This window comes from Pseudomonas sp. S2_C03 (assembly GCF_054668405.1).
Genome location: NZ_CP162766.1, coordinates 5,374,639 through 5,397,310, shown reverse-complemented (window position 1 = coordinate 5,397,310; position 22,672 = coordinate 5,374,639). Strand labels below are relative to the sequence as shown.

Annotated in this window: 23 protein-coding genes; 12 read left to right on the top strand and 11 right to left on the bottom strand. The window is 61.4% G+C overall.

Features of this window, described 5'->3' with window-relative positions; all coding sequences use genetic code 11:
• Positions 1-55 precede the first annotated feature (55 nt).
• The 4 genes from AB4N64_RS24850 to AB4N64_RS24835 are packed head-to-tail and all read left to right on the top strand — an operon-like array spanning position 56 to position 3,909.
• A complete protein-coding gene (locus AB4N64_RS24850) occupies positions 56-1,072 on the top strand; it encodes an ABC transporter permease (RefSeq protein ID WP_460119437.1) in 1,017 nt (338 codons plus the stop codon).
• A 1-nt stretch (position 1,073) separates the two neighbouring features.
• Positions 1,074-1,955, top strand: a complete 882-nt coding sequence (gene ddpC, locus AB4N64_RS24845) for a D,D-dipeptide ABC transporter permease (RefSeq protein ID WP_460119435.1) — start codon at positions 1,074-1,076, stop codon at positions 1,953-1,955.
• A gap of 2 nt (positions 1,956-1,957) precedes the next feature.
• Positions 1,958-2,944: an ABC transporter ATP-binding protein gene (locus tag AB4N64_RS24840; protein ID WP_460119433.1), complete on the top strand. Its 987-nt coding sequence runs from the start codon at positions 1,958-1,960 to the stop codon at positions 2,942-2,944.
• Positions 2,941-3,909, top strand: coding sequence for an ABC transporter ATP-binding protein (locus AB4N64_RS24835; RefSeq protein WP_460119431.1), 969 nt, complete (start codon positions 2,941-2,943; stop codon positions 3,907-3,909). Before AB4N64_RS24840 ends, AB4N64_RS24835 begins: the two co-directional genes overlap by 4 nt.
• Before the next feature lie 192 nt (positions 3,910-4,101).
• Here the strand turns inward: AB4N64_RS24835 and AB4N64_RS24830 are convergent, their stop codons facing one another.
• The 4 genes from AB4N64_RS24830 to glyQ form a co-directional block, all read right to left on the bottom strand.
• The gene (locus AB4N64_RS24830; RefSeq protein WP_460119429.1) at positions 4,102-4,881 is read right to left on the bottom strand and encodes a lysophospholipid acyltransferase family protein; all 780 of its coding nucleotides are present in this window, start codon (positions 4,879-4,881) and stop codon (positions 4,102-4,104) included.
• 81 nt (positions 4,882-4,962) lie between these two features.
• A complete protein-coding gene (gene gmhB / locus AB4N64_RS24825; RefSeq protein WP_460119427.1) occupies positions 4,963-5,496 on the bottom strand; it encodes a D-glycero-beta-D-manno-heptose 1,7-bisphosphate 7-phosphatase in 534 nt (177 codons plus the stop codon).
• 6 nt (positions 5,497-5,502) lie between these two features.
• Entirely contained in the window at positions 5,503-7,557 is a 2,055-nt protein-coding gene (gene glyS, locus AB4N64_RS24820) for a glycine--tRNA ligase subunit beta (RefSeq protein WP_460119425.1), read from the bottom strand.
• Positions 7,554-8,507, bottom strand: a complete 954-nt coding sequence (gene glyQ, locus AB4N64_RS24815; RefSeq protein ID WP_460119423.1) for a glycine--tRNA ligase subunit alpha — start codon at positions 8,505-8,507, stop codon at positions 7,554-7,556. Before glyQ ends, glyS begins: the two co-directional genes overlap by 4 nt.
• Positions 8,508-8,588: 81 nt before the next feature.
• Between glyQ and AB4N64_RS24810 the strand changes: the two genes are divergently transcribed.
• The 3 genes from AB4N64_RS24810 (at position 8,589) to AB4N64_RS24800 (ending at position 10,383) form a co-directional block, all read left to right on the top strand.
• Complete coding sequence (locus AB4N64_RS24810; protein ID WP_460119421.1) at positions 8,589-9,146, top strand: DNA-3-methyladenine glycosylase I; 558 nt, start codon at positions 8,589-8,591, stop codon at positions 9,144-9,146.
• A 40-nt stretch (positions 9,147-9,186) separates the two neighbouring features.
• Positions 9,187-10,074 carry a lysophospholipid acyltransferase gene (locus tag AB4N64_RS24805; RefSeq protein ID WP_460119419.1) on the top strand — a complete coding sequence of 296 codons (888 nt, stop codon included), beginning with the start codon at positions 9,187-9,189 and terminating at the stop codon, positions 10,072-10,074.
• A gap of 72 nt (positions 10,075-10,146) precedes the next feature.
• Positions 10,147-10,383, top strand: a complete 237-nt coding sequence (locus AB4N64_RS24800) for a PilZ domain-containing protein (protein ID WP_460119418.1) — start codon at positions 10,147-10,149, stop codon at positions 10,381-10,383.
• Here AB4N64_RS24800 and AB4N64_RS24795 read toward each other — a convergent pair whose 3' ends face one another.
• The 5 genes from AB4N64_RS24795 to def form a co-directional block, all read right to left on the bottom strand.
• Positions 10,384-10,698, bottom strand: coding sequence for a tetratricopeptide repeat protein (locus tag AB4N64_RS24795; protein WP_460119416.1), 315 nt, complete (start codon positions 10,696-10,698; stop codon positions 10,384-10,386).
• Positions 10,699-10,850: 152 nt separating this feature from the next.
• Positions 10,851-12,224 carry a Trk system potassium transporter TrkA gene (gene trkA / locus AB4N64_RS24790; RefSeq protein WP_460119414.1) on the bottom strand — a complete coding sequence of 458 codons (1,374 nt, stop codon included), beginning with the start codon at positions 12,222-12,224 and terminating at the stop codon, positions 10,851-10,853.
• Positions 12,225-12,245: 21 nt separating this feature from the next.
• Positions 12,246-13,556, bottom strand: coding sequence for a 16S rRNA (cytosine(967)-C(5))-methyltransferase RsmB (gene rsmB, locus AB4N64_RS24785; RefSeq protein WP_460119412.1), 1,311 nt, complete (start codon positions 13,554-13,556; stop codon positions 12,246-12,248).
• Positions 13,553-14,512 (bottom strand): methionyl-tRNA formyltransferase, encoded by a 960-nt coding sequence (gene fmt / locus AB4N64_RS24780; RefSeq protein ID WP_460119411.1) that lies wholly within the window; start codon positions 14,510-14,512, stop codon positions 13,553-13,555. The genes rsmB and fmt overlap by 4 nt, the downstream gene beginning before the upstream one ends.
• Before the next feature lie 66 nt (positions 14,513-14,578).
• On the bottom strand, positions 14,579-15,085 hold the full coding sequence (def, locus tag AB4N64_RS24775; RefSeq protein WP_460119409.1) for a peptide deformylase: 507 nt from the start codon (positions 15,083-15,085) through the stop codon (positions 14,579-14,581).
• A gap of 167 nt (positions 15,086-15,252) precedes the next feature.
• Between def and AB4N64_RS24770 the strand changes: the two genes are divergently transcribed.
• From AB4N64_RS24770 to AB4N64_RS24760, 3 genes are all read left to right on the top strand, one after another.
• A complete protein-coding gene (locus AB4N64_RS24770; RefSeq protein WP_460119407.1) occupies positions 15,253-16,278 on the top strand; it encodes a LysM peptidoglycan-binding domain-containing protein in 1,026 nt (341 codons plus the stop codon).
• Positions 16,279-16,358: 80 nt separating this feature from the next.
• The gene (dprA, locus tag AB4N64_RS24765; RefSeq protein ID WP_460119405.1) at positions 16,359-17,459 is read left to right on the top strand and encodes a DNA-processing protein DprA; all 1,101 of its coding nucleotides are present in this window, start codon (positions 16,359-16,361) and stop codon (positions 17,457-17,459) included.
• A gap of 54 nt (positions 17,460-17,513) precedes the next feature.
• Entirely contained in the window at positions 17,514-18,071 is a 558-nt protein-coding gene (locus AB4N64_RS24760; protein ID WP_460119403.1) for an L-threonylcarbamoyladenylate synthase, read from the top strand.
• Positions 18,072-18,164: 93 nt separating this feature from the next.
• Here AB4N64_RS24760 and AB4N64_RS24755 read toward each other — a convergent pair whose 3' ends face one another.
• The gene (locus tag AB4N64_RS24755) at positions 18,165-19,142 is read right to left on the bottom strand and encodes an NADPH:quinone reductase (protein WP_460119402.1); all 978 of its coding nucleotides are present in this window, start codon (positions 19,140-19,142) and stop codon (positions 18,165-18,167) included.
• A 179-nt stretch (positions 19,143-19,321) separates the two neighbouring features.
• Here AB4N64_RS24755 and hemF point away from each other — a divergent pair, with 179 nt between their 5' ends.
• Together hemF and aroE are read left to right on the top strand one after the other, a co-directional pair.
• On the top strand, positions 19,322-20,236 hold the full coding sequence (gene hemF, locus AB4N64_RS24750) for an oxygen-dependent coproporphyrinogen oxidase (RefSeq protein ID WP_460119400.1): 915 nt from the start codon (positions 19,322-19,324) through the stop codon (positions 20,234-20,236).
• Between the two features lie 13 nt (positions 20,237-20,249).
• Positions 20,250-21,071: a shikimate dehydrogenase gene (gene aroE / locus AB4N64_RS24745; RefSeq protein ID WP_460119399.1), complete on the top strand. Its 822-nt coding sequence runs from the start codon at positions 20,250-20,252 to the stop codon at positions 21,069-21,071.
• A 27-nt stretch (positions 21,072-21,098) separates the two neighbouring features.
• Here the strand turns inward: aroE and AB4N64_RS24740 are convergent, their stop codons facing one another.
• Positions 21,099-22,667, bottom strand: coding sequence for a SulP family inorganic anion transporter (locus tag AB4N64_RS24740; RefSeq protein ID WP_460119397.1), 1,569 nt, complete (start codon positions 22,665-22,667; stop codon positions 21,099-21,101).
• Positions 22,668-22,672 lie beyond the last annotated feature (5 nt).

Genomic DNA, 22,672 nt, shown 5'->3' with positions numbered 1-22,672 from the left:
GCCAAATGGGCTGGCGCGGCTTCTGATTTCATTGCTCGTGTGACTGAGGTGCCAGATGGCCTTCCTTACGTTGTTGCGCAAGCGCCTGTTCGGCCTGATTTTGGTCGTGTTCGGTGTTTCGCTGATTACCTTCTCGATTTCCCACTTGATTCCGGGCGACCCGGCTCGCCTGATCGCCGGCGACCGCGCCAGCGACGCCCTGGTGGCTGGCATTCGTCATCAATTGGGATTGGATCTGCCGCTGTATCAACAATACGGCCGCTACCTGATGGACCTTTTGCACGGTGACCTGGGGACATCGATCCGTACCAACCGTCCCGTGCTGGACGACCTTCAGGCCTTCTTCCCGGCAACGCTGGAATTGGCGCTGGTGGCACTGGCACTGGCGATTCTGGTCGGGGTGCCACTGGGCGTGTTATCCGCGGTTTACCACAACCGGCTGATCGACCAGATCGCGCGGACCCTGGCGGTCACGGGTATTTCCACGCCGGCCTTCTGGCTCGGCCTGGGTGCTATCGTCCTTTTCTACGGCCATCTGGGCTGGCTGCCAGGTGGCGGCCGGTTGTCCGAAGGGGTTATGCCACCGGCGACGATCACTGGTTTTTACCTGATTGACTCGTTGTTAGCCGCAGATATCGGGCTGTTTCTCGATGCCGCCGAGCACCTGATTCTTCCTGCCGCGACCTTGGGTTTCGTGACCCTTGGCGTGGTTGCCCGGCAGATCCGCTCTGCCATGCTCGATCAACTGGGTGAAGATTACATCCGCACCGCTCGCGCTTATGGTCTGTCCCGCTGGACCGTGATTTTGCGTCACGCGCTGCCCAATGCCCTCATCCCTTCGGTGACGGTCCTCGGGCTGACCCTCGGTGACCTGCTATACGGTGCGGTGCTTACCGAAACCGTGTTTGCCTGGCCCGGCATGGGGGCATATGTGGTCAAGTCGATCCAGTCACTGGATTTCCCGGCGGTAATGGGCTTCGCCATTCTGGTGTCGTTCATCTATGTCCTGTTGAACATGGCCATCGACCTTTTGTATCGCGTCATCGACCCACGCATCGGCGAGGTGAATTGAAATGTCCGTAAATCTGACGGCAGCGCCCCGTGCGCGCTGGGCGGAAAAACTCGCCTACCTGGGCTACCAGATCCGCCGCAGCCCGCTGACCATGGCGGGGCTGTTCATCACCACGATCGTATTGTTGTGCATGATTTTTGCGCCATGGCTGGCCAGTCATGACCCGAACACCTTGAACCTCGGCGAACGCCTGGCGCCGCCATCTGCCGAGCACTGGTTCGGCACCGACGAAGTGGGCCGCGACCTGTTCAGCCGGGTGCTGTTCGGCAGCCAGCAGTCGGTGGGCGTTGGCCTGTTCGTGGCTTTTGCCTCCTGCATCATTGGCGGGTTGCTCGGCTGTTTTTCCGGGGTGATCGGCGGGCGTTTTGACGCGCTCGTCATGCGTCTGATGGACATCATGCTCTCGGTGCCATCCCTGGTGCTGATCATGGCATTGGCCGCTGCGCTGGGGGCGAGTCTGTTCAACGCCATGCTGGCGATTACCCTGGTACGGATCCCGTCCTACGTACGCCTGGCCCGTGGTCAAGCCCTGAGCATTCGGCAGATGGGTTACGTCAAGGCCGCCCACACCTTTGGCGCCGGGCGCTGGCATGTCGTGCATTGGCACGTGGCGCGCAACGCGATGCCGCCGTTGCTGGTGCAACTCAGCCTGGACATCGGCAGCGCGATCCTCATGGCGTCTGCCCTGGGTTTCATCGGTCTTGGCGCGCAGCAACCTACCGCCGAGTGGGGCGCAATGGTCGCCACCGGGCGTAACTACATCCTGGATAACTGGTGGTACTCGACGTTTCCAGGCCTGGCGATCCTGATCACCGCCACCGGCTTCAACCTGCTGGGCGATGGCGTTCGCGATCTGCTCGACCCACGGCAACAGGGGAAATGACCATGAACACTTCAAGCCCTGTGCTGGCCATCGATAACCTGAGCCTGGAATTCCCGGCTTACAAAAACAATGTGAAGGCGCTTAATGGCGTGAGTTTGCACGTCAATCCCGGCGAAATTGTCGGTGTGGTGGGTGAGTCCGGATCGGGCAAGTCGGTCACGGCGATGCTCAGCATGCGTCTTCTACCTGAGCGCAGCTATCGCATTACCGCAGGCAGCCTCAACATGCTGGGCCGCGACATGCTGGCGACACCTGAAAAGGAACTGCTGAAGATTCGCGGACGTGATGCGGCGATGATCTTTCAGGAGCCAATGACCGCCCTGAACCCGACCCGGCGCATCGGTCGTCAGATGCTCGATGTGATCATGCATCACCAGAAAATCAGCGCGGCCCAGGCCCGGCTCAAGGCGATTGCCCTGTTGCGCGACATGCACATCGCCAGCCCAGAGCATGTACTGGAAAGTTACCCTTTCGAATTATCCGGCGGCATGCGCCAACGGGTGATGATCGCGCTGGCGTTCTCCTGTGAACCGCAACTGTTGATCGCCGACGAGCCGACCACCGCCCTGGATGTGACGGTGCAACGCCAGGTGTTATTGCTGCTGCGGGAAAAGGCCCGGCAACGGGGCACCGCGATTCTGCTGATCACCCACGACATGGCGCTGGTGTCCCAGTTCTGTGACCGGGTGTACGTGATGTACACCGGCGCAGTGGTCGAGGAAGGGCGCACGGTCGATGTCATGCACTCGCCCCAACATCCCTATACCCGCGGGCTGCTCAGTGGCCTTCCGGAAATGGTCGAGCCCGGCCAGCCATTGCTGACCATCCCCGGGCAAGTGCCCAACCTGGCGTCGCTACCTGAGGGCTGCACGTTTCAGGAGCGTTGCGCCTACGCCATGTCCACGTGTGCCAAACGCCCGCCCCTGATTGCCATCAACGAGGACCGCAAGAGCGCTTGCTGGTTGCCCGTCCAGGAGCTTTCATCATGAACAGTGCCGTTCAAGAGGGTGCAACCCAAATGGTCCCTTCGATCCTTGAGCTCAATGATGTACGCGTGCGGTTCCCGGTCAGCAACGATTGGCTGGGTCGGCCGCGCGGTTATGCCCATGCCCTTAATGGCATTGACCTTCAGGTTCGCGCGGGCGAAACCCTGGGCATCGTTGGTGAGTCGGGCTGCGGCAAGAGCACGCTGGCACAGCTTTTAATGGGCTTGATACCGCCCAGCAGTGGCGATCTGAACTGGGCAGGCCATGGCGCAAGTGAAAGCAGCAACGTGCAGATTGTGTTCCAGGACCCGCAGTCTTCACTGGACCCGCGCCTGCCGATCTGGCGAATCATCACCGAACCCTTATATGCCCGGGGGAAGGTCAATCAGGCTCACATGCGCGAAGTCGCTGCCAGGGTCGCAGCCCAGGTTGGCATCAGGCCGGAATACCTGGACCGCTTCCCCCACCAGTTTTCCGGTGGTCAGCGTCAGAGGATCGCCATTGCTCGTGCCCTGTCCTCCGATCCGGACATCATCGTCCTCGACGAGCCGACCTCGGCGCTGGACATCTCGGTTCAGGCGCAGATCCTCAACCTGCTCGCAGAGCTTCAACGCGCGCGCAACCTGACCTATATCCTGATTTCTCACAACGTGTCCGTGGTTCGTCATATGGCAGATCGAGTGGCGGTGATGTACCTGGGGCAAATCGTCGAACTGGGCAACGCCGCTCAGGTACTCGATCAGCCGCGCCACCCCTACACCCGCCTGTTGCTCGACGCCGTGCCGCGACTGGGGGTTGCCATGCATGGGGAGCAGGTCGCGGCACCGACCGAGCTGCCAGGCAACCGTCAGCTCCCGACGGGCTGCTTCTTTCGTGAGCGTTGCAGCCTGAGCACTGCGGGTTGTGAGAAACCCCAGGTGTTGCAGGGGAGCGAGCAGCAGCGGGCGCGGTGTCATCTACAGAGCTGACTCCACCCCCATAAAAATACGGATTTCTGCGCACAAAAAAACCGGCTCCATAAGCCGGTTTTTTAACACCCCAAGAAACCTATGCACATTTTTCCGAGTTTTATGAGCTTAAGAAATATGTATATAAATCAATTAATTATGGCGTGATATCGACAAGCGCCAGCAAAACGGCACACAGGTTATCCACAGATTTCACGCTGGCAGTTGATTGCCTTCCTGCGGGGCATGCGCCGTAGGCGGAAGCGAGCCCATTTCCCTCTGCATCTGTTCGTTCCAGGCCTGCACCCGGTCGTTGAGGTCGGCAATGGCGCGAGGCCCGCTGCCTTCGGCGTACATTGGCTCGCCGATGATCACGGTGATCACGCCCTGCTTCTTCTCCCAACCGGTTTTTGGCCAGAACTTGCCTGCGTTGTGTGCAATTGGCAGCACGGGGAGCGATGCATTGACAGCCAGTGCGGTGCCGCCACGGGAGAACTTGCCGATGCTGCCGTAGGGAACCCGGGTGCCCTCGGGGAATATCAACACCCAGACACCATCCTTCAACAGTTCGTCGCCCTTCTTCGCCACGTGCTTGAGTGCTGCCTTGGGGTTGTCGCGATCGATGGCGATCGGTCGCAGCATGGCCATGGCCCAACCGAAGAACGGCACATACAGCAGGGAGCGCTTGAGCACCTGGCTCAACGGCTCGAAATAGGCCGAGAGGAAGAACGTTTCCCAGGTGCTCTGGTGGTTCGATTGGATCACGCAGGGTTGGTCGGGCACGTTCTCGGCGCCTTTCACTTCATAGCTGATACCCAGGAACACCTTGCTCAGCCACAGGGCGCATCGGCACCAGTAGACGTTGATGAAACGATAGCGCGCCTTGAATGGCAAAAACGGCGCGATAAAAAAGCTCAGGCTGCACCAGAGCAAGGAGCTGGTGCCCAGCAGCAGGTAAAAGAGGAAAGTTCTGATGGCCTGCAGTATCGACATGGTGACGTTTACCGTGCGGGCTTTGCCCGCCTATATAAAGCGCACTCCCGAACAATCCCTGGTCAGGAATTCGAAAGCGCTCTAATTGTGGATAAGTTCTGCGGCAATCGCCGCAAGATCGTCAAAAATCAGGGTGCCCACTGGCAGGGTCTTGCCTAGCGTTTTTTCGCCTTTCCCGGTCTTCACCAGAACAGGTTGAGAATCGACGGCTTTGGCAGCTTCCAGGTCACCGAGACTGTCGCCGACGAACCAGAGATTCGTCAGCGGCACGTCGTAATGTGTGGCGATGGTTTTCAACATCCCCGGTTTCGGCTTGCGGCAATCGCAGCCTTCGTCCGGCCCATGTGGGCAATAGACAATCAGCCCGACTTCACCGCCCTGCTCCGCCACCAGCGTGCGCAAGCGCTCGTGCATGGCATCCAGGGTGGCGAGATCGTAATAGCCGCGAGCGATGCCCGACTGGTTGGTAGCAACCGCTACCGTCCAGCCGGCCTTGCTCAACTGCGCGATGGCTTCGATCGAACCGGGGAGTGGTATCCACTCCGCCACCGATTTGATGTAAGCGTCGGAGTCGTAGTTGATCACCCCGTCCCGATCGAGAATCAGCAGTTTCAAACAGGCTTACCCCAGCAACGAAATGTCGGCAACGCCGAGGAACAGCCCACGCAGGCGAGACAGCAACGCATAGCGGTTGGCGCGCACATTGGCGTCATCGGCGTTGACCATCACGGCTTCGAAGAACGCATCCACCGGTTCGCGCAACGCCGCGAGGCGTGCCAGCGATTCGCTGTACTGACGCGCCGCCGCCATTGGCTGCACAGCCTGGTCAGCTTGCTGGATCGCCGAGTACAGGGAGAACTCGTTGGCGTTGTCGAAATACTTGGCCTCAACCACAGTCGGCACGGAGCCTTCCACTTTGCTCAGCAGGTTCGACACACGCTTGTTCACGGCTGCCAACGCTGCCGCTTCCGGCAATTTGCGGAAGGCCTGCACTGCTTGCACACGCTGGTCGAAGTCAAGGGCCGAGCCCGGCTTCAGGGCGCGAACCGACAGGTAGGTGGCCACGTCGACGCCTTCGTCTTCGTAACGTGCACGCAGACGGTCGAAGATGAACTCCAGCACCGCCTCGTTCAGGCCGGCCGCCTTGACCTTGGCACCGAACGCATTCACGGCGAACGCCACGGCGTCGTTCAGGTCCAGGTCCAGTTGTTTTTCGATCAGGATGCGCAACACGCCCAGTGCGGCACGGCGCAGTGCGTACGGGTCCTTGCTGCCGGTTGGCAACATGCCAATGCCGAAGATACCCACCAGGGTGTCCAATTTGTCGGCGATGGCCACGGCCGCACCGGTCAAGGTGCTCGGTAGCTCCGCGCCGGCACCGCGCGGCATGTACTGCTCATTCAGTGCCAGGGCGACCTCTTGCGGCTCGCCATCGTTGACGGCGTAGTAGTAGCCGGCAACACCCTGCATTTCGGGGAACTCACCGACCATTTCGGTCGCCAGGTCGCACTTGGACAACAGGCCCGCACGCGCAGCCCAGGAGGCGTTGCCACCAATGCGCGCGGCAATGTAGGCGGCGAGTTTGGAAACGCGCTCGGCCTTGTCGTAAACGCTCCCGAGTTTCTCCTGGAACACCACGTTCTGCAGACGCTGGTTGAAAACCTCGAGTTTCTGCTTCTTGTCCTGCTTGAAGAAGAACTCGGCGTCGGTCAGGCGTGGGCGGACCACTTTCTCGTTACCGGCAATGATCTGCTGCGGGTCCTTGCTTTCGATGTTGGCCACGGTGATGAAACGCGGCAGCAACTTACCGTCGGCATCCAGCAGGCAGAAGTACTTCTGGTTGTCCTGCATGGTGGTGATGAGGGCTTCCTGCGGCACGTCGAGGAAACGTTCCTCGAACGAGCACACCAGCGGCACTGGCCACTCGACCAATGCGGTCACTTCGTCGAGCAGCGCCGGGGGCACGATCGCGGTGCCTTCCTGGCGAGTCGCCAGCTCTTCGGTGCGCTTGCTGATGATCTCGCGACGCTCGTTGGCATCAGCCAGCACAAAGGCGGCGCGCAGGTCGGCCAGGTAGCTGGACGGCGAACTGATGCGCACGCTTTGCGGGTGATGGAAGCGGTGACCACGGGATTCGCGACCGGCCTTCTGGGCGAGGATGGTGCAGTCGATGACCTGGTCGCCCAGCAACATCACCAGCCATTGGGTTGGGCGAACGAATTCTTCCTTGCGGGCGCCCCAGCGCATGCGCTTCGGGATCGGCAGGTCGTTCAGCGAGTCTTCGACGATGGTCGGCAGCAGGCTGGCGGTCGGCTTGCCGGCGATGCTCTGGCTGTAGCGCAGTTTCGGACCGCTCTGGTCGATTTCGCTCAGCTCGACGCCGCACTTCTTGGCAAAGCCGAGGGCGGCCTGGGTCGGGTTGCCCTCGGCATCGAACGCCGCCTGGCGTGGCGGACCGTCGAGGTTGATGCTGCGATCGGGCTGCTGCGTGGCCAGCGAGGTGATCAGCACCGCCAGGCGCCGCGGCGCCGCATAGACGGTTTTGGTCTCATAGTTCAGGCCGGCGGCTTGCAGGCCCTTGTCGATTCCGGCCAGGAATGCATCGGCCAGGGTATTAAGGGCTTTGGGTGGCAGTTCTTCGGTGCCCAGTTCTACCAGGAAATCTTGAGCACTCATTGTGCAGCCTCCAGCTTGGCCAGTACTTCGTCACGCAGGTCCGGGGTTGCCATCGGGAAGCCCAGCTTGGCGCGGGCCAGCAGGTAGGCTTGTGCAACGGAACGCGCCAGGGTGCGTACACGCAGGATGTATTGCTGACGCGCGGTCACCGAGATTGCACGGCGCGCATCCAGCAGGTTGAAGGTATGGGAAGCCTTCAGCACCATTTCGTAGCTTGGCAACGGCAGCGGCACTTCGAGTTCGATCAGGCGCTTGGCTTCGCTTTCATAGAAATCGAACAGTTCGAACAGTTTGTCGACGTTGGCGTGTTCGAAGTTGTAGGTCGACTGTTCCACTTCGTTCTGATGGAACACATCGCCGTAGGTCACCTTGCCGAACGGACCGTCAGCCCAGACCAGGTCGTAGACCGAGTCCACGCCTTGCAGGTACATGGCCAGGCGCTCAAGACCATAGGTGATTTCGCCGGTCACTGGGTAGCACTCGATGCCGCCCGCTTGCTGGAAGTAAGTGAACTGCGTCACTTCCATGCCGTTGAGCCAGACTTCCCAGCCCAGGCCCCAGGCACCGAGGGTCGGCGATTCCCAGTTGTCTTCGACGAAGCGGATGTCGTGGACCAACGGGTCCAGGCCGACGTGCTTGAGCGAGCCCAGGTACAGTTCCTGGAAGTTGTCCGGATTGGGCTTCAGGACCACCTGGAACTGATAGTAGTGCTGCAGGCGGTTCGGGTTTTCGCCGTAGCGGCCGTCAGTCGGGCGACGACTGGGCTGCACATAAGCGGCGTTCCAGGTTTCGGGGCCGATGGCACGCAGAAACGTGGCGGTGTGGAAAGTCCCGGCGCCTACTTCCATATCGTAGGGCTGAAGTACCACGCAACCTTGCTCGGCCCAGTATTGCTGGAGGGCGAGGATCAAGTCTTGGAAGGTACGCACGGCTGGCGTAGGCTGGCTCACGAAATTCACCTGTTTCTTGGGCTGCGATTTAAAGAGCGGGAGTATACCCGATTCATGGCTGCGCACGCCCCCTGGAGCCTTATGCCACGCTGCTTTTGGTGTACCGAAGATCCGCTGTACATGGCTTATCACGATCAGGAGTGGGGCACGCCGTTGCGGGACGCGCAGGGTTTGTTCGAGTTGCTTTTGCTCGAAGGGTTCCAGGCTGGCCTGTCCTGGATCACCGTGTTGCGCAAACGCGAGCATTACCGACAGGTACTGTTCGGCTTCGACGTGCAGCGCGTCGCGCAGATGAGCGACGCCGAAATCGAGCAATTGATGCTCGACCCCGGAATCATCCGTAATCGCCTGAAGCTAAACGCCGCCCGGCGCAACGCCCAAGCCTGGCTGGCGCTGGAAGACCCGGTGGGGTTTCTCTGGTCCTTCGTCGACAACGTGCCCAAAATCAATCATTTCAAGGATCGCAGCGAAGTACCGGCGATCACGCCCGAGGCTCAAGCGATGAGCAAAGGCCTGAAGAAAGCCGGCTTCACCTTCGTCGGCCCGACCATCTGTTATGCCTTGATGCAGGCCTCGGGAATGGTCATGGACCACACTCGCGATTGCGATCGCTACGCGACCTTGGCCAACGGCGGTTAGAATGACCGCCTCGCGCACCGCACAAGATCAGGAGTGACCTGTGGATAAGTTTAAAGGCGCCTTGCTGGTAGGCGCTCTGCGGCTGTTTGCCCTGCTTCCGTGGCGGGCCGTACAGGCCGTGGGCTCAGCCATTGGCTGGGTGATGTGGAAAACCCCGAACCGTTCCCGTGACGTGGTGCGGATCAACCTGGCCAAGTGCTTCCCCGAAATGGACCCCGCCGAGCGCGAGCGTCTGGTCGGCCAGAGCCTGAAGGACATCGGCAAGTCCCTGACCGAAAGCGCCTGTGCGTGGATCTGGCCGGCACAGCGTTCCATCGACCTGGTGCGCGAAGTCGAAGGGCTCGACGTTCTGAAAGACGCCCTCGCTTCCGGCAAGGGCGTCGTGGGTATCACCAGCCACCTGGGTAACTGGGAAGTGCTGAACCACTTCTATTGCAGCCAGTGCAAGCCGATCATTTTCTATCGGCCGCCCAAGTTGAAGGCGGTGGATGAATTGCTGCAGAAACAGCGGGTGCAGTTGGGCAACAAGGTCGCCGCTTCCACCAAGGAAGGGATCCTCAGTGTCATCAAGGAAGTGCGCAAAGGTGGTGCAGTAGGCATTCCCGCCGACCCGGAACCGGCCGAATCCGCCGGGATCTTCGTGCCGTTCTTCGCGACCCAGGCACTGACCAGCAAGTTTGTCCCGAACATGCTGGCCGGCGGCAAGGCGGTCGGTGTGTTCCTGCATGCGCTGCGCCTGCCGGACGGCTCAGGCTACAAAGTAATCCTGGAGGCCGCGCCCGAGGCCATGTACAGCACCGATACCGAAACTTCCTGCGCGGCCATGAGCCAGGTGGTCGAACGCTACGTGCGGGCGTATCCAAGCCAGTACATGTGGAGCATGAAGCGTTTCAAGAAGCGTCCGCCTGGAGAGGCGCGCTGGTATTGAACCTATTGGCATGATCTGTGGATAAATCCGCGAAGGGATTTATCCACAGCTGTTGAGGAAAGGGCGCAATAGATGTCCGAACACAAGTCGTTTCGCATCAAGATCAGTCATGAGAGCTTCGGCGAATGCCTTGGCCAGACGCGCAACCTTTCCACCACGGGGGTGTACGTCAAGCATCCGGCCTTGGCCGCTTTGTCCAAGGGGGCAGTGGTGTACGGGCAGGTACAGGATTTACCCACAGGCGCCCCGAGGGTCAAGATGGAAGTGGTGCAAGTGGACGCCGAGGGTATTGGCCTGCGTTACCTCTGATCAGCGCGCCTGACGTTCCAGCTTTTTCAGGAACACGGTCATTTCCTTTTCTGCCTGCTTGTCGCCATGGGTGCGGGCGGCCTCCAGACCTTGTTCCCAGGCCTGACGCGCGCCGGCAAAGTCCTCTTGCCCCAGACGGGCCTTGCCCAACAGCTTCCACGCCGCCGAGTACTTGGGGTCCAGCTCCACGCAGCGCGCGAAGTGCTCGACTGCCTTCGCGTTCTCCCCGAGATCCAGATAACCCTTGCCCAGGCCGAAGCGCAGCAGGGCGTTATCCACACCCTTGGCGAGCATTTTTTCCAGCGATTCGATCATGTTGAGTTTCCTTATAACCTGTAGGAGCGAGCATGCTCGCGATGGTCGTCAACGATGACGCGGGTTGTCTGATACCCAGTGACGCTCCTGACTCCATCGCGAGCATGCTCGCTCCTACAGGGAGGCCAGTGTTGTTCTTACAAACCTTGGAATCAGAAGAAGCTCAACCCCACATGGAACAGCTTCTCCACATCGCGGATGTGCTTTTTATCGACAAGGAAGAGGATCACATGGTCCCCGGCGGCGATCACCGTATCGTCGTGGGCAATGATCACTTCTTCATCACGAATGATCGCGCCAATCGTCGTGCCCGGTGGCAGGCCAATGTTCTCGATGGCCTTGCCAATCACCTTGCTCGACTTGGAATCGCCATGGGCAATCGCCTCGATCGCCTCCGCCGCACCACGACGCAATGAGTGCACGCTGACGATATCGCCGCGCCGCACGTGGGCGAGCAAGGTGCCGATGGTTGCCAATTGAGGGCTGATGGCGATGTCGATGTCGCCACCCTGGATCAGGTCGACGTAGGCCGGGTTGTTGATGATGGTCATCACCTTCTTCGCACCCAGCCGCTTGGCCAACAGCGAGGACATGATGTTGGCTTCGTCGTCGTTGGTCAGGGCGAGGAACAGGTCGGCGTCGGCGATGTTCTCTTCCAGCAGCAAATCGCGGTCCGACGCACTGCCCTGCAACACCACGGTGCTGTCGAGGGTGTCGGAGAGATGGCGGCAGCGGCCTGGGCTCATCTCGATGATCTTCACCTGATAGCGGCTCTCGATGGCTTCGGCCAAGCGTTCGCCAATCTGTCCGCCACCGGCGATGACGATGCGTTTGTAGCTCTCGTCGAGACGACGCATTTCGCTCATGACCGCGCGAATATTGCCCTTGGCGGCGATGAAAAAGACCTCGTCATCGGCTTCGATCACCGTGTCGCCCTGCGGCAGAATCGGTCGGTCGCGACGGAAAATGGCGGCGACGCGGGTTTCGACGTTCGGCATGTGCTCGCGCAACTGGCGCAGTTGCTGGCCCACCAGCGGTCCACCGTAGTACGCCTTCACCGCGACCAGCTGCGCCTTGCCTTCCGCGAAGTCGATCACCTGCAATGCGCCCGGATACTGGATCAGGCGCTTGATGTAGTTGGTGACGACCTGTTCCGGGCTGATCAGCACGTCCACCGGAATGGCTTCGTTATCGAACAGTTCGGGGCGCGTCAGGTAGGACGCTTCGCGCACACGGGCGATTTTGGTCGGGGTGTGGAACAGGGTGTGGGCGACCTGGCAGGCGACCATGTTGGTCTCGTCACTGTTGGTGACCGCCACCAACATGTCGGCGTCGTCCGCACCGGCCTGGCGCAGGACCGTCGGCAGTGAGCCGCGGCCCTGGATGGTGCGGATGTCCAGTCGGTCGCCGAGGTCGCGCAGGCGTTCGCCGTCGGTGTCGACCACGGTGATGTCGTTGGCTTCACTGGCCAGGTGTTCTGCCAGCGAACCGCCCACCTGCCCTGCGCCGAGGATGATGATTTTCATCCAGTCACTCCCTTAAACCGGTTAACCGCGCGCGGCGGCGATCTTGATCAGCTTGGCGTAGTAGAACCCGTCGTGACCCCCTTCCTGGGCCAGCAACTGGCGACCATGAGGCTGCTTCAGGCCGGCTGCCGTAGCAAGGTCCAGCTCGCGGGCGCCCGTCGTGCGGGCGAGGAAGGCTTCGATCACTTCGGTGTTCTCGGTCGGCAGCGTGGAGCAGGTCGCGTACAGCAGGATGCCGCCGACTTCGAGTGTCTTCCACATGGCGTCGAGCAATTCGCCTTGAAGCTGTGCCAGGGCAATGATGTCCTCCGGCTGGCGGGTCAGCTTGATGTCCGGGTGCCGCCGGATCACGCCAGTCGCCGAGCAGGGAGCGTCGAGGAGGATGCGCTGGAAGGGTTTGCCATCCCACCAAGTGGCGGTGTCGCGGCCATCGGCGGCGATCAGTTCGGCATTCAGACGCAGGCGTTCGAGGTTTTCCCGCACCCGCACCAAACGCTTGGCTTCAAGGTCCACCGCGACCACCCCAGCCAGTGCCGGTTCGGCTTCGAGGATGTGGCAGGTCTTGCCCCCCGGGGCGCAGCAGGCATCGAGTACCCGCTGTCCGGGGGCGAGGTCGAGCAGGTCGGCGGCCAGTTGCGCCGCTTCGTCCTGCACGCTGATCCAGCCTTCAGCGAAACCCGGCAGGCTGCGCACATCGGTGGCCGCTTCGAGAATGATGCCGTCGCGGCTGTAGACGCAGGCTGTGGCGGCGATGCTGGCGTCGGCGAGCAAGCCCAGGTAGGCATCACGGCTGTGATGGCGGCGGTTGACCCGCAGGATCATCGGCGGGTGCGCATTGTTCGCCGCGCAAATGGCTTCCCACTGCTCTGGCCAGAACGCTTTCAGGGACTTTTGCAGCCAGCGCGGGTGGGCGGTGCGCACCACCGGGTCGTGTTCCAGCTCGGCCAGCAACGCTTCGCTTTCACGCTGGGCGCGGCGCAACACCGCATTGAGCAGCGCCTTGGCCCAGGGTTTTTTCAGTTTGTCGGCACAACCGACGGTTTCGCCGATGGCCGCGTGGGCTGGGACGCGGCTGTAGATCAGTTGGTAGAGACCGACCAGCAGCAACGCCTCGACATCGGCATCGGCAGCCTTGAACGGTTTCTGCAACAACTTGGCTGCCAGCGCCGAGAGGCGCGGCTGCCAGCGGGCGGTTCCGAACGCCAGGTCCTGGGTAAAACCGCGGTCACGGTCCTCGACCTTGTCCAGTTGCGTGGGCAGCGAACTGTTGAGCGAGGCTTTCCCGCTCAGGACGGCAGCCAGAGCCTTGGCGGCAGCCAGACGGGGATTCATTGAGCCTCCGCCGTTTGGCCGAGCACGGTGCCGATGGCAAATTTCTCACGTCTGCTGTTGAACAGGTCGCTGAAATTCAGCGCCTTGCCGCCGGGTAATTGCAGACGTGTCAGACACAGCGCCTGCTCACCGCAAGCGACGATCAGACCATCCTTGCTGGCGCCGAGGATTTCTCCTGGCGCGCCTTTGCCTTGCGCGAGGCTGGCAGCCAGCACCTTCAATGCTTCGCCGTTCAGCATACTGTGGGTGATCGGCCATGGGTTGAAGGCGCGAACCAGACGTTCCAGCTCAACCGCCGGGCGGTTCCAATCGATGCGTGCTTCGTCCTTGTTCAATTTGTGCGCGTAGGTGGCGAGGTTGTCATCCTGCACTTCACCTTCCAGCGTTCCCGCCGCAAGACCGGCGATGGCCTGGATGACTGCCGCGGGGCCGATTTGCGCCAGGCGGTCGTGGAGGGTGCCGCCGGTGTCGTCGTCGCTGATTGGCGTAGTGACCTTGAGCAGCATCGGCCCGGTGTCGAGGCCCAGCTCCATGCGCATCACGGTCACGCCGCTCTCGCTGTCGCCAGCTTCGACGGCCCGCTGGATAGGCGCAGCCCCACGCCAGCGTGGCAGCAACGAGGCATGGCTGTTGATGCAACCCAGACGCGGGATATCCAGCACCGCTTGCGGCAGGATCAGGCCGTAGGCCACCACCACCAGCAAGTCCGGCTTGAGCGCCGCCAGTTCGGCCTGCGCCGCTTCATTGCGCAAGGTGGGTGGTTGCAGCACCGGGATGTCGTGTTCCTGAGCCAACTGCTTGACCGGACTGGGCATCAGCTTTTGCCCGCGACCCGCCGGGCGGTCCGGCTGGGTGTAGACGGCGACGATCTCGTAAGGGCTGTCGAGCAGCGCCTTGAGATGTTCGGCGGCGAATTCCGGGGTGCCGGCAAAGACGATGCGCAGTGGCTCAGTCATGGGGAACTCTCATTAAAGCAATTGCAAAGAAAAGGCTTGCCGCAGCAAGCCTTTGAAGGGAGGGCATCAAGCGTTCTGGCGATGGATCTTTTCCAGTTTCTTTTTGATCCGGTCGCGTTTGAGGCTGGACAGGTAGTCGACGAACAATTTGCCATTGAGGTGGTCGCATTCATGCTGGATGCACACGGCGAGCAGACCTTCGGCGATCAGTTCGTAAGGTTGGCCGTCGCGGTCCAGGGCCTTGATCTTGACCTTTTGCGGGCGATCGACGTTTTCGTAGAAGCCCGGCACCGAGAGGCAGCCTTCCTGATATTGCTCCATCTCCTCGGTCAGCGGTTCGAACTCGGGGTTGATGAACACCCGTGGTTCGCTGCGGTCTTCGGAGAGGTCCATGACGACGATACGTTTGTGCACGTTGACCTGGGTAGCGGCAAGGCCGATGCCTGGCGCTTCATACATTGTTTCAAACATGTCGTCGACCAACTGACGCACTTCGTCGTCCACTACGGCCACTGGTTTGGCAATAGTGCGCAGGCGCGAGTCGGGGAATTCGAGGATGTCTAAAATGGCCATAAGATCAACTGATGCACGTGTGAGGTAAAGTCGGGTCGATGGCCTGGCGGGTCTGAAGATGCCGGCTACCGTTGTAAAACGTAGCTCCTTTTTCTCAATTGAGCAGGGAGCGGGCCACGAAGGCTCTGGCGTTTCACGCGAACGCACATGATAAAGGGATTCACCGCATGAGGAAATCACTACTCGCCCTGCTGCTCCTGGCTTCGGCCGGTTTTGCGCACGGGCAAGTGCAGCTCAGGGAAGGTTTTCCACAGCAATACACCGTCGTAGCAGGAGACACACTCTGGGACATCGCCGGCAAATTCCTGCGCGAGCCCTGGAAATGGCCTGAGCTCTGGCAGGTCAATCCGCAGATCCAGAATCCCAACCTGATCTACCCAGGCGACTTGCTATCGCTGGTCTACGTCGATGGCCAGCCGCGCCTGACCCTCAATCGTGGCGCATCCCGGGGCACCATCAAGCTGTCGCCACGGGTGCGCAGTTCACCGGTGGCCGACGCGATCCCGAGCATCCCGCTACAAGCGATCAACAGTTTCCTGCTGAGCAATCGCATCGTCGACAAGGCCGAGGATTTCGACAAGGCGCCCTACATCGTCGCCGGTGATGCCGAAAGGGTGCTCAGTGGCACCGGTGACCGCATCTTCGCCCGTGGCCACTTCGATCAGCAGCACCCGGTCTATGGCATTTTCCGCCAGGGCAAGGTCTATACCGACCCCGAGAGCAAGGAGTTTCTGGGGATCAACGCCGACGACATTGGCGGCGGTGAGGTGGTCGCCACTGAAGGTGACGTCGCCACCCTCGCCCTGCAACGCACGACCCAGGAAGTGCGTCTTGGCGATCGGCTGTTCAGTAGCGAAGAACGGTCGATCAACTCGACGTTCATGCCCAGTGCGCCAGCCAGTGAGATCAATGGCCTGATCATCGATGTGCCGCGCGGAGTCACGCAGATTGGCGCGCTGGACGTAGTGACGCTGAACAAGGGGCAACGTGACGGCCTGGCCGAAGGCAATGTACTGGTGGTGATGAAAACAGGTGAAACCGTGCGCGATCGGATCACCGGCCAGCCGTTGAAGATTCCCGATGAGCGTGCCGGTTTGCTGATGGTATTCCGCACCTACGACAAGCTCAGTTACGGCCTGGTGCTCAACGCTTCGCGGTCCCTGGCGGTGATGGACAAGGTGCGTAATCCTTAGCCTGCTTCACAACTTACCAACAGAGTTATCCACAGCTTGTTCCTGCTGGAAAGGAACTCATAAACGATCAAGGATGATCCATGACCGTGTCTGCCATAACACCGGTTTCCCCTGCGGAACTGGAAGCTCGACTACGTCTGCATCGTTTGCCGGCGCTCGGCCCGGTGCGATTCAAAAAACTGCTTGAAGCCTTCGGCTCTGCTTCCAAAGCCATCGGTGCACCGGCCAGCGCCTGGCGTTCGCTGGGCCTGCCGATGGCCTGTGCCGAGGCGCGGCGCAGCACTGAGGTGCGCGATGGTGCCAGCCATGCATTGGCCTGGCTAGAGCGTTCGGGCCAGCATTTGTTGATGTGGGACCAGCCCGACTATCCGGCGCTGCTGGCAGAAATCAGCGCTGCACCGCCGCTGCTGTTTGTTGCTGGCAACCCGGGCATTCTGGAAAAGCCGCAGTTGGCGATGGTCGGTAGCCGTCGCGCTTCGCGACCAGGCATGGACACTGCGGCGGCGTTTTCCAGAAGCCTGGCCGGGGCAGGTTTTGTCATCACCAGTGGCTTGGCGCTGGGCATCGATGCCGCCGCGCATCAAGCTGCGCTGAATGTCGGCGGGCAAACGGTCGGCGTCCTCGGGACCGGCATCGAAAATTTTTATCCACAGCGCAACCGCAGGCTGGCTGACGACATGATCGCGTCGGGCAGCGCGGTGGTTTCCGAGTTCCCGTTGGATGCCGGCCCCACCGCGAGCAACTTTCCGAGGCGCAACCGCATCATCAGCGGGCTGTCGCTCGGCGTGCTGGTGGTGGAGGCCAGCGTGGCCAGTGGTTCGTTGATCACGGCGAGGTTGGCAGCGGAGCAGGGTCGTGAGGTGTATGCGATTCCGGGATCGATTCATCATCCCGGTGCCAGAGGTTGTCATCAGTTGATCCGCGACGGTGCGACGCTGGTGGAGACCATCGAGCATATCCTCGAGGCCCTGCGCGGCTGGCAGCAGTTACCCTTATCCACAGAGACGCCGACGACAAATCACCCGCTGCTGGCCCTTTTGCATGCGGCGCCTCACACCAGCGAAGCGCTGGCTGAAAGCAGCGGTTGGGCATTGCCCAAAGTGCTGGCGGCGTTGACCGAACTGGAAATGGATGGCCGTGCGAGCTGCGAAAGCGGGCGGTGGTTTGCGCGGGTGAGCTAGGTTTTACAAGGAAGATCGGTAAACTGCGCAGAGCCTAATTCCGGAGAGTTTTTCATGGTCAACAGTTGGCGTGTGCAACAAGCCGCGCAAGCCGTTCGCGCAGGAGCGGTGATTGCCTATCCAACCGAGGCGGTCTGGGGTCTGGGTTGCGACCCGTGGGACGAAGAGGCGGTGGAGCGTCTGCTGCTGATCAAGGGGCGCGCAGTCGACAAGGGGCTGATCCTGGTGGCCGACAACATTCGGCAGTTCGATTTTCTCTTCGAAGATTTCCCCGAGCTGTGGATGGATCGCATGGCCAGCACCTGGCCGGGGCCGAACACTTGGCTGGTGCCCCATCAGAACCTGTTACCCGAGTGGATCACCGGGGTGCACGACACGGTGGCGCTGCGAGTCAGCGATCACCCGCTGGTGAGAGACTTGTGTGCGCTGGTCGGACCGCTGGTGTCGACATCGGCCAACCCCCAAGGAAAACCTGCGGCGCGTACGCGGTTGCGGGTGGAGCAGTATTTCCGTGGGGAGGTTGATTTCGTGTTGGGCGGCAACCTGGGCGGGCGCAAGAACCCGAGCCTGATTCGTGATCTGGCGACGGGGAATGTGATTCGTCCGGCTTGAGACCGTGGTGCCTTCATCGCGAGCAAGCCCGTTCCTACGGGTTTGTGAACGGCGTAGCCCCCTGTAGGAGCGAGCTTGCTTGCGATGGGGACCTCAAGGCAACAGGATGGTCGAACCGGTCGTACGCCGCGCCGACAACTCGGTCTGCGCCTTCGCCGCTTCAGCCAGCGGATAGCGCTGGCTGATATCGACCTTCAGCTTGCCGCTGATGATCATCTCGAACACTTCATCTGCCATGCGCTGCAGGTTTTCGGCGTTGTTGGCGTAGGTCGCCAGGGTTGGCCGGGTGACGTACAGCGAGCCTTTCGCCGAAAGAATGCCCAGGTTCACCCCATCCACGGCACCGGAAGCATTGCCGAAACTCACCACCAGGCCGCGAGGTGCGGTGCTGTCCAGCGAGGTCAGCCAAGTGTCCTTGCCGACGCCGTCGTACACCACCGGCACCTTCTTGCCGTCAGTCAACTCCAGCACCCGTTGTGCGACGTTTTCCACGCTGTAATCGATGGTCGCCCATGCACCGTTGGCTTTCGCCAGCGCGGCTTTTTCCGGCGAACTGACCGTGCCGATCAGCTTCACGCCGAGAGCCTTGGCCCATTGGCAGGCCAGGGAACCGACACCGCCGGCCGCCGCGTGGAACAGGATGGTTTCGCCACCCTTGAGCTCATAGGTCTGGCGCAACAGGTATTGCACCGTCAGGCCCTTGAGCATGACGCCGGCGGCCTGTTCGAAGCTGATTGCATCCGGCAGATGAATCAGATTGGCTTCCGGCAGTACGTGCACGTCGCTGTAGGCACCCAGCGGGCCACTGCCGTAGGCCACGCGATCGCCGACCTTGAAGCGAGTCACCGCGCTGCCTACGGCCTCGACCACGCCCGCGCCTTCGGAGCCCACGCCAGACGGCAAGGACGGCGGCGCGTAAAGGCCGCTGCGGTAGTAGGTATCGATGAAATTCAGGCCGATGGCCTTGTTCGTCACGCGCACTTGCTGCGGGCCGGGCTCGGCCGGTTGGTAATCCACATACTCAAGTACTTCGGGCCCGCCATGGGTGCGGAACTGGACACGCTTTGCCATCAGAACTCTCCTTGGGTCTTGGTACCAGGGCTGTAACGCCAAGCCCTCTATCGGACTCCTAAGCTTGATCTTCGTCAACAGCGACGCGGGCGCCTGCGATGTTATGCTACGCGCCCATTTGCGCCGGACCCCGCTCCGCTGGGGCGCCGCGTAGTTTTGCCCTGATCCAAGGTGATGACATGACGACCCGCACCGAGGCCGTAAAAGCCTATCTGCTCGACCTGCAAGACCGCATTTGTGCTGCCCTGGAAGCCGAAGACGGCGCCATGCAGTTCGTCGAAGACGCCTGGACCCGTGCGGCAGGCGGCGGCGGTCGCACCCGGGTGATCGAGAATGGCGCGGTCATCGAAAAGGGCGGCGTGAACTTTTCCCACGTTTTTGGCAGCGGTCTCCCACCGTCCGCCAGCGCCCATCGGCCGGAATTGGCCGGGCGTGGCTTCGAAGCCCTGGGCGTGTCGCTGGTGATTCACCCGCACAACCCGCAGGTGCCAACTTCCCACGCCAACGTGCGTTTTTTCATCGCGGAAAAAGAAGGTGAAGAACCGGTCTGGTGGTTTGGCGGCGGCTTTGACCTCACCCCCTACTACGGCAATGTCGAAGACTGTGTGCATTGGCACCGTGTTGCCGAGCAGGCCTGCGCGCCGTTCGGTCCAGACGTCTACTCACGCTACAAGGCCTGGTGCGACAGCTATTTCCATATCAAGCATCGCCACGAGCCACGCGGTATTGGCGGCCTGTTTTTCGATGACTTGAACGAGTGGGACTTCGACACCTGCTTCGCCTTCATCCGTGCCATCGGTGATGCCTACATCGACGCCTACCTGCCAATCGTGCAGCGCCGCAAGAACGATACGTTCACCGCCCAACAGCGCGAGTTCCAGGAATTTCGTCGCGGCCGTTACGTCGAGTTCAACCTGGTGTATGACCGAGGTACGCTGTTCGGCCTGCAGTCGGGTGGGCGCACCGAGTCGATCCTGATGTCGCTGCCACCCCAGGTTCGCTGGGGCTATGACTGGAAAGCCGAGCCGGGCACCGAAGAAGCCCGTCTGACCGAGTATTTCCTGCAAGATCGCGATTGGTTGGCCGAGGCCTGAACGAGGAAACCTGATGGACCGTTACGTCGTATTCGGCAACCCGATTGGCCACAGCAAGTCGCCGATGATTCACCGGTTGTTTGCCGAGCAGACCGCTCAGCAACTGGATTACAGCACTTCACTGGCGCCGCTCGAGGATTTTTCGGCCTTCGCCCGGGGATTTTTCCTCGAAGGGCGCGGGGCGAATGTGACGGTGCCGTTCAAGGAAGAAGCGTTTCGCCTGGCAGACAGCCTGACGGCGCGTGCCCAACGGGCTGGCGCGGTGAACACCCTGAGCAAACTCGCCGACGGCACCCTGCTGGGCGACAACACCGATGGTGCCGGACTGGTGCGGGACCTGACGGTCAATGCCGGGTTCAGCCTCAAGGGCAAACGCATCCTGCTGCTCGGCGCCGGTGGTGCGGTGCGTGGAGCGCTGGAACCACTTTTGGCCGAGCAGCCGGCTTCGGTGATCATCGCCAACCGCACGGTGGAAAAGGCCGAGCTGCTGGCCGAGCTGTTTGCGGACCTGGGGCCGGTGTCGGCCAGTGGTTTCGATTGGCTGCACGAGTCGGTGGACCTGATCATCAACGCGACGTCGGCGAGCCTGTCCGGTGATGTCCCGCCGATTGCCGGCAGCCTGGTCGAGCCCGGCAAGACCGTCTGCTACGACATGATGTACGGCAAGGAACCGACTGCGTTCTGCCGCTGGGCAACGCAGCAGGGCGCAGCGGTGTCGATGGATGGCCTGGGCATGCTCGCCGAGCAGGCGGCGGAAGCCTTCTTCCTGTGGCGTGGCGTGCGCCCGGACACGGCGCCGGTGCTGGCGGAGTTGCGTCGGCAGTTGGCTGCATAAACCGGACGCTCCTACAGGGGTGGTGTATCAATCCTCGAACCGTATCGGGCACTTCTGCGCCCCCTCAAGCTTCCTCAGCTCCTCCACCACCGGCGGCCGAGCCCCGCGCAGCGTCAGGCTGCGATCCTGACGCAACAGCCGTCGTGCCTCCTGATGCAGCATTTCCACCCCTGAATAGTCGATGAAGTTGATCTGCTGCGCTTCGATCACCACGCGCGCGGCGTTCATCCGTTGCAGGCGCACTTGCAGGTAATGGCTGGCGCCGAAGAAGATCGAGCCGCCGACCCGCAGAATGTCCTCGTCGCCGTCACGCCAGTGCTGGACCCGTGGTTGCGAGGTGCGTTTAAGGTAGAAGAACAGCGACGCGAGCACGCCGGCGTAGATCGCGGTTTGCAATTGCAGCAGCAGCGTGGCGACGCAGGTCAGTGCCATCACCGCGAATTCCGCGCGGCTGACTCGCAGCAAGGCACGGATGCCGCGATGATCCACCAGCCCCCAAGCGATCAACAGAATGCTGCCTGCCATGGCCGGGATCGGAATGTGCGCAATCAGGTTGGCGCCGAAGATGGCAAACAGCGCCACCCAGATGGCGGAAAAAATCCCTGCCAGCGGTGAGCAGGCGCCGGCTTCGAAGCTCAACCCAGAGCGTGTGAAGGAGCCGGCCGACAGGGACCCGGAAAAAAACGCCCCGACAATGTTCGACAAGCCCTGTGCACGTACCTCCTGGTTCGCATCGAGCAATTGCTGTGAACGCGCCGACAGGGAGCGGGCAATCGACAGGCTGGTGACCAGCCCGAGCATTCCCACTGCGACGGCGCTGGGCAACAGTCGAAGGACCACATCCAGGTCCAGCGGCAACGGGCTGAACGGCGGCAGCCGGCCGACAAAGGTACTGACCAGGCCGACATGGCCGAACATCGAGGGCCACAACCACACCACCAGCCCGCTCAGTACCAACGTGATTAACAAGGTTGGCCAGCGCGGCAACAGCATTTTCAGGATTACGCCCACCACCACGGTCGCTACGCCGAGCACCAGTGAGGGGCGATCAACTTCGCCCAAGTGGTGAAACAGTGTCATGAAACTGTCCAGCGCCGTCGCCTGGTTGGGTACATCCAGCCCTAGCAGGTTGGGCATCTGGCCAATGGCGATGACCACCGCTGCGCCCAGGGTGAACCCCAGCACTACCGAGTGTGAAACGAAATTGACCAAAGCGCCGAACCGCAGCAGCCCCAACAACCACTGGAAAACCCCGGCCAGGAACGTCAGCAGCAGGATCAACGTGATGTAGTCCTTGGAAGCCGGCACCGCCAGCGGACTGACACTGGCATACAACACAATCGAAATGGCCGCCGTAGGGCCGCAGATCAGATGCCAAGATGAACCCCACAGACAGGCGATCAGCACCGGGATGATGGCGGCGTACAGGCCGTACTCCGGTGGGAGTCCCGCGATCAGGGCGTAGGCAATGGACTGCGGTAACGCAAGAATGGCGCCGCTCAAGCCAACGATCAGGTCACGCCCGACGCTGGCGCGGGTTTGCCGGGGCAACCAACTGAGGAAGGGAAAGAGCGAATGGCGGCTTGGAAGGGCCATGGGTC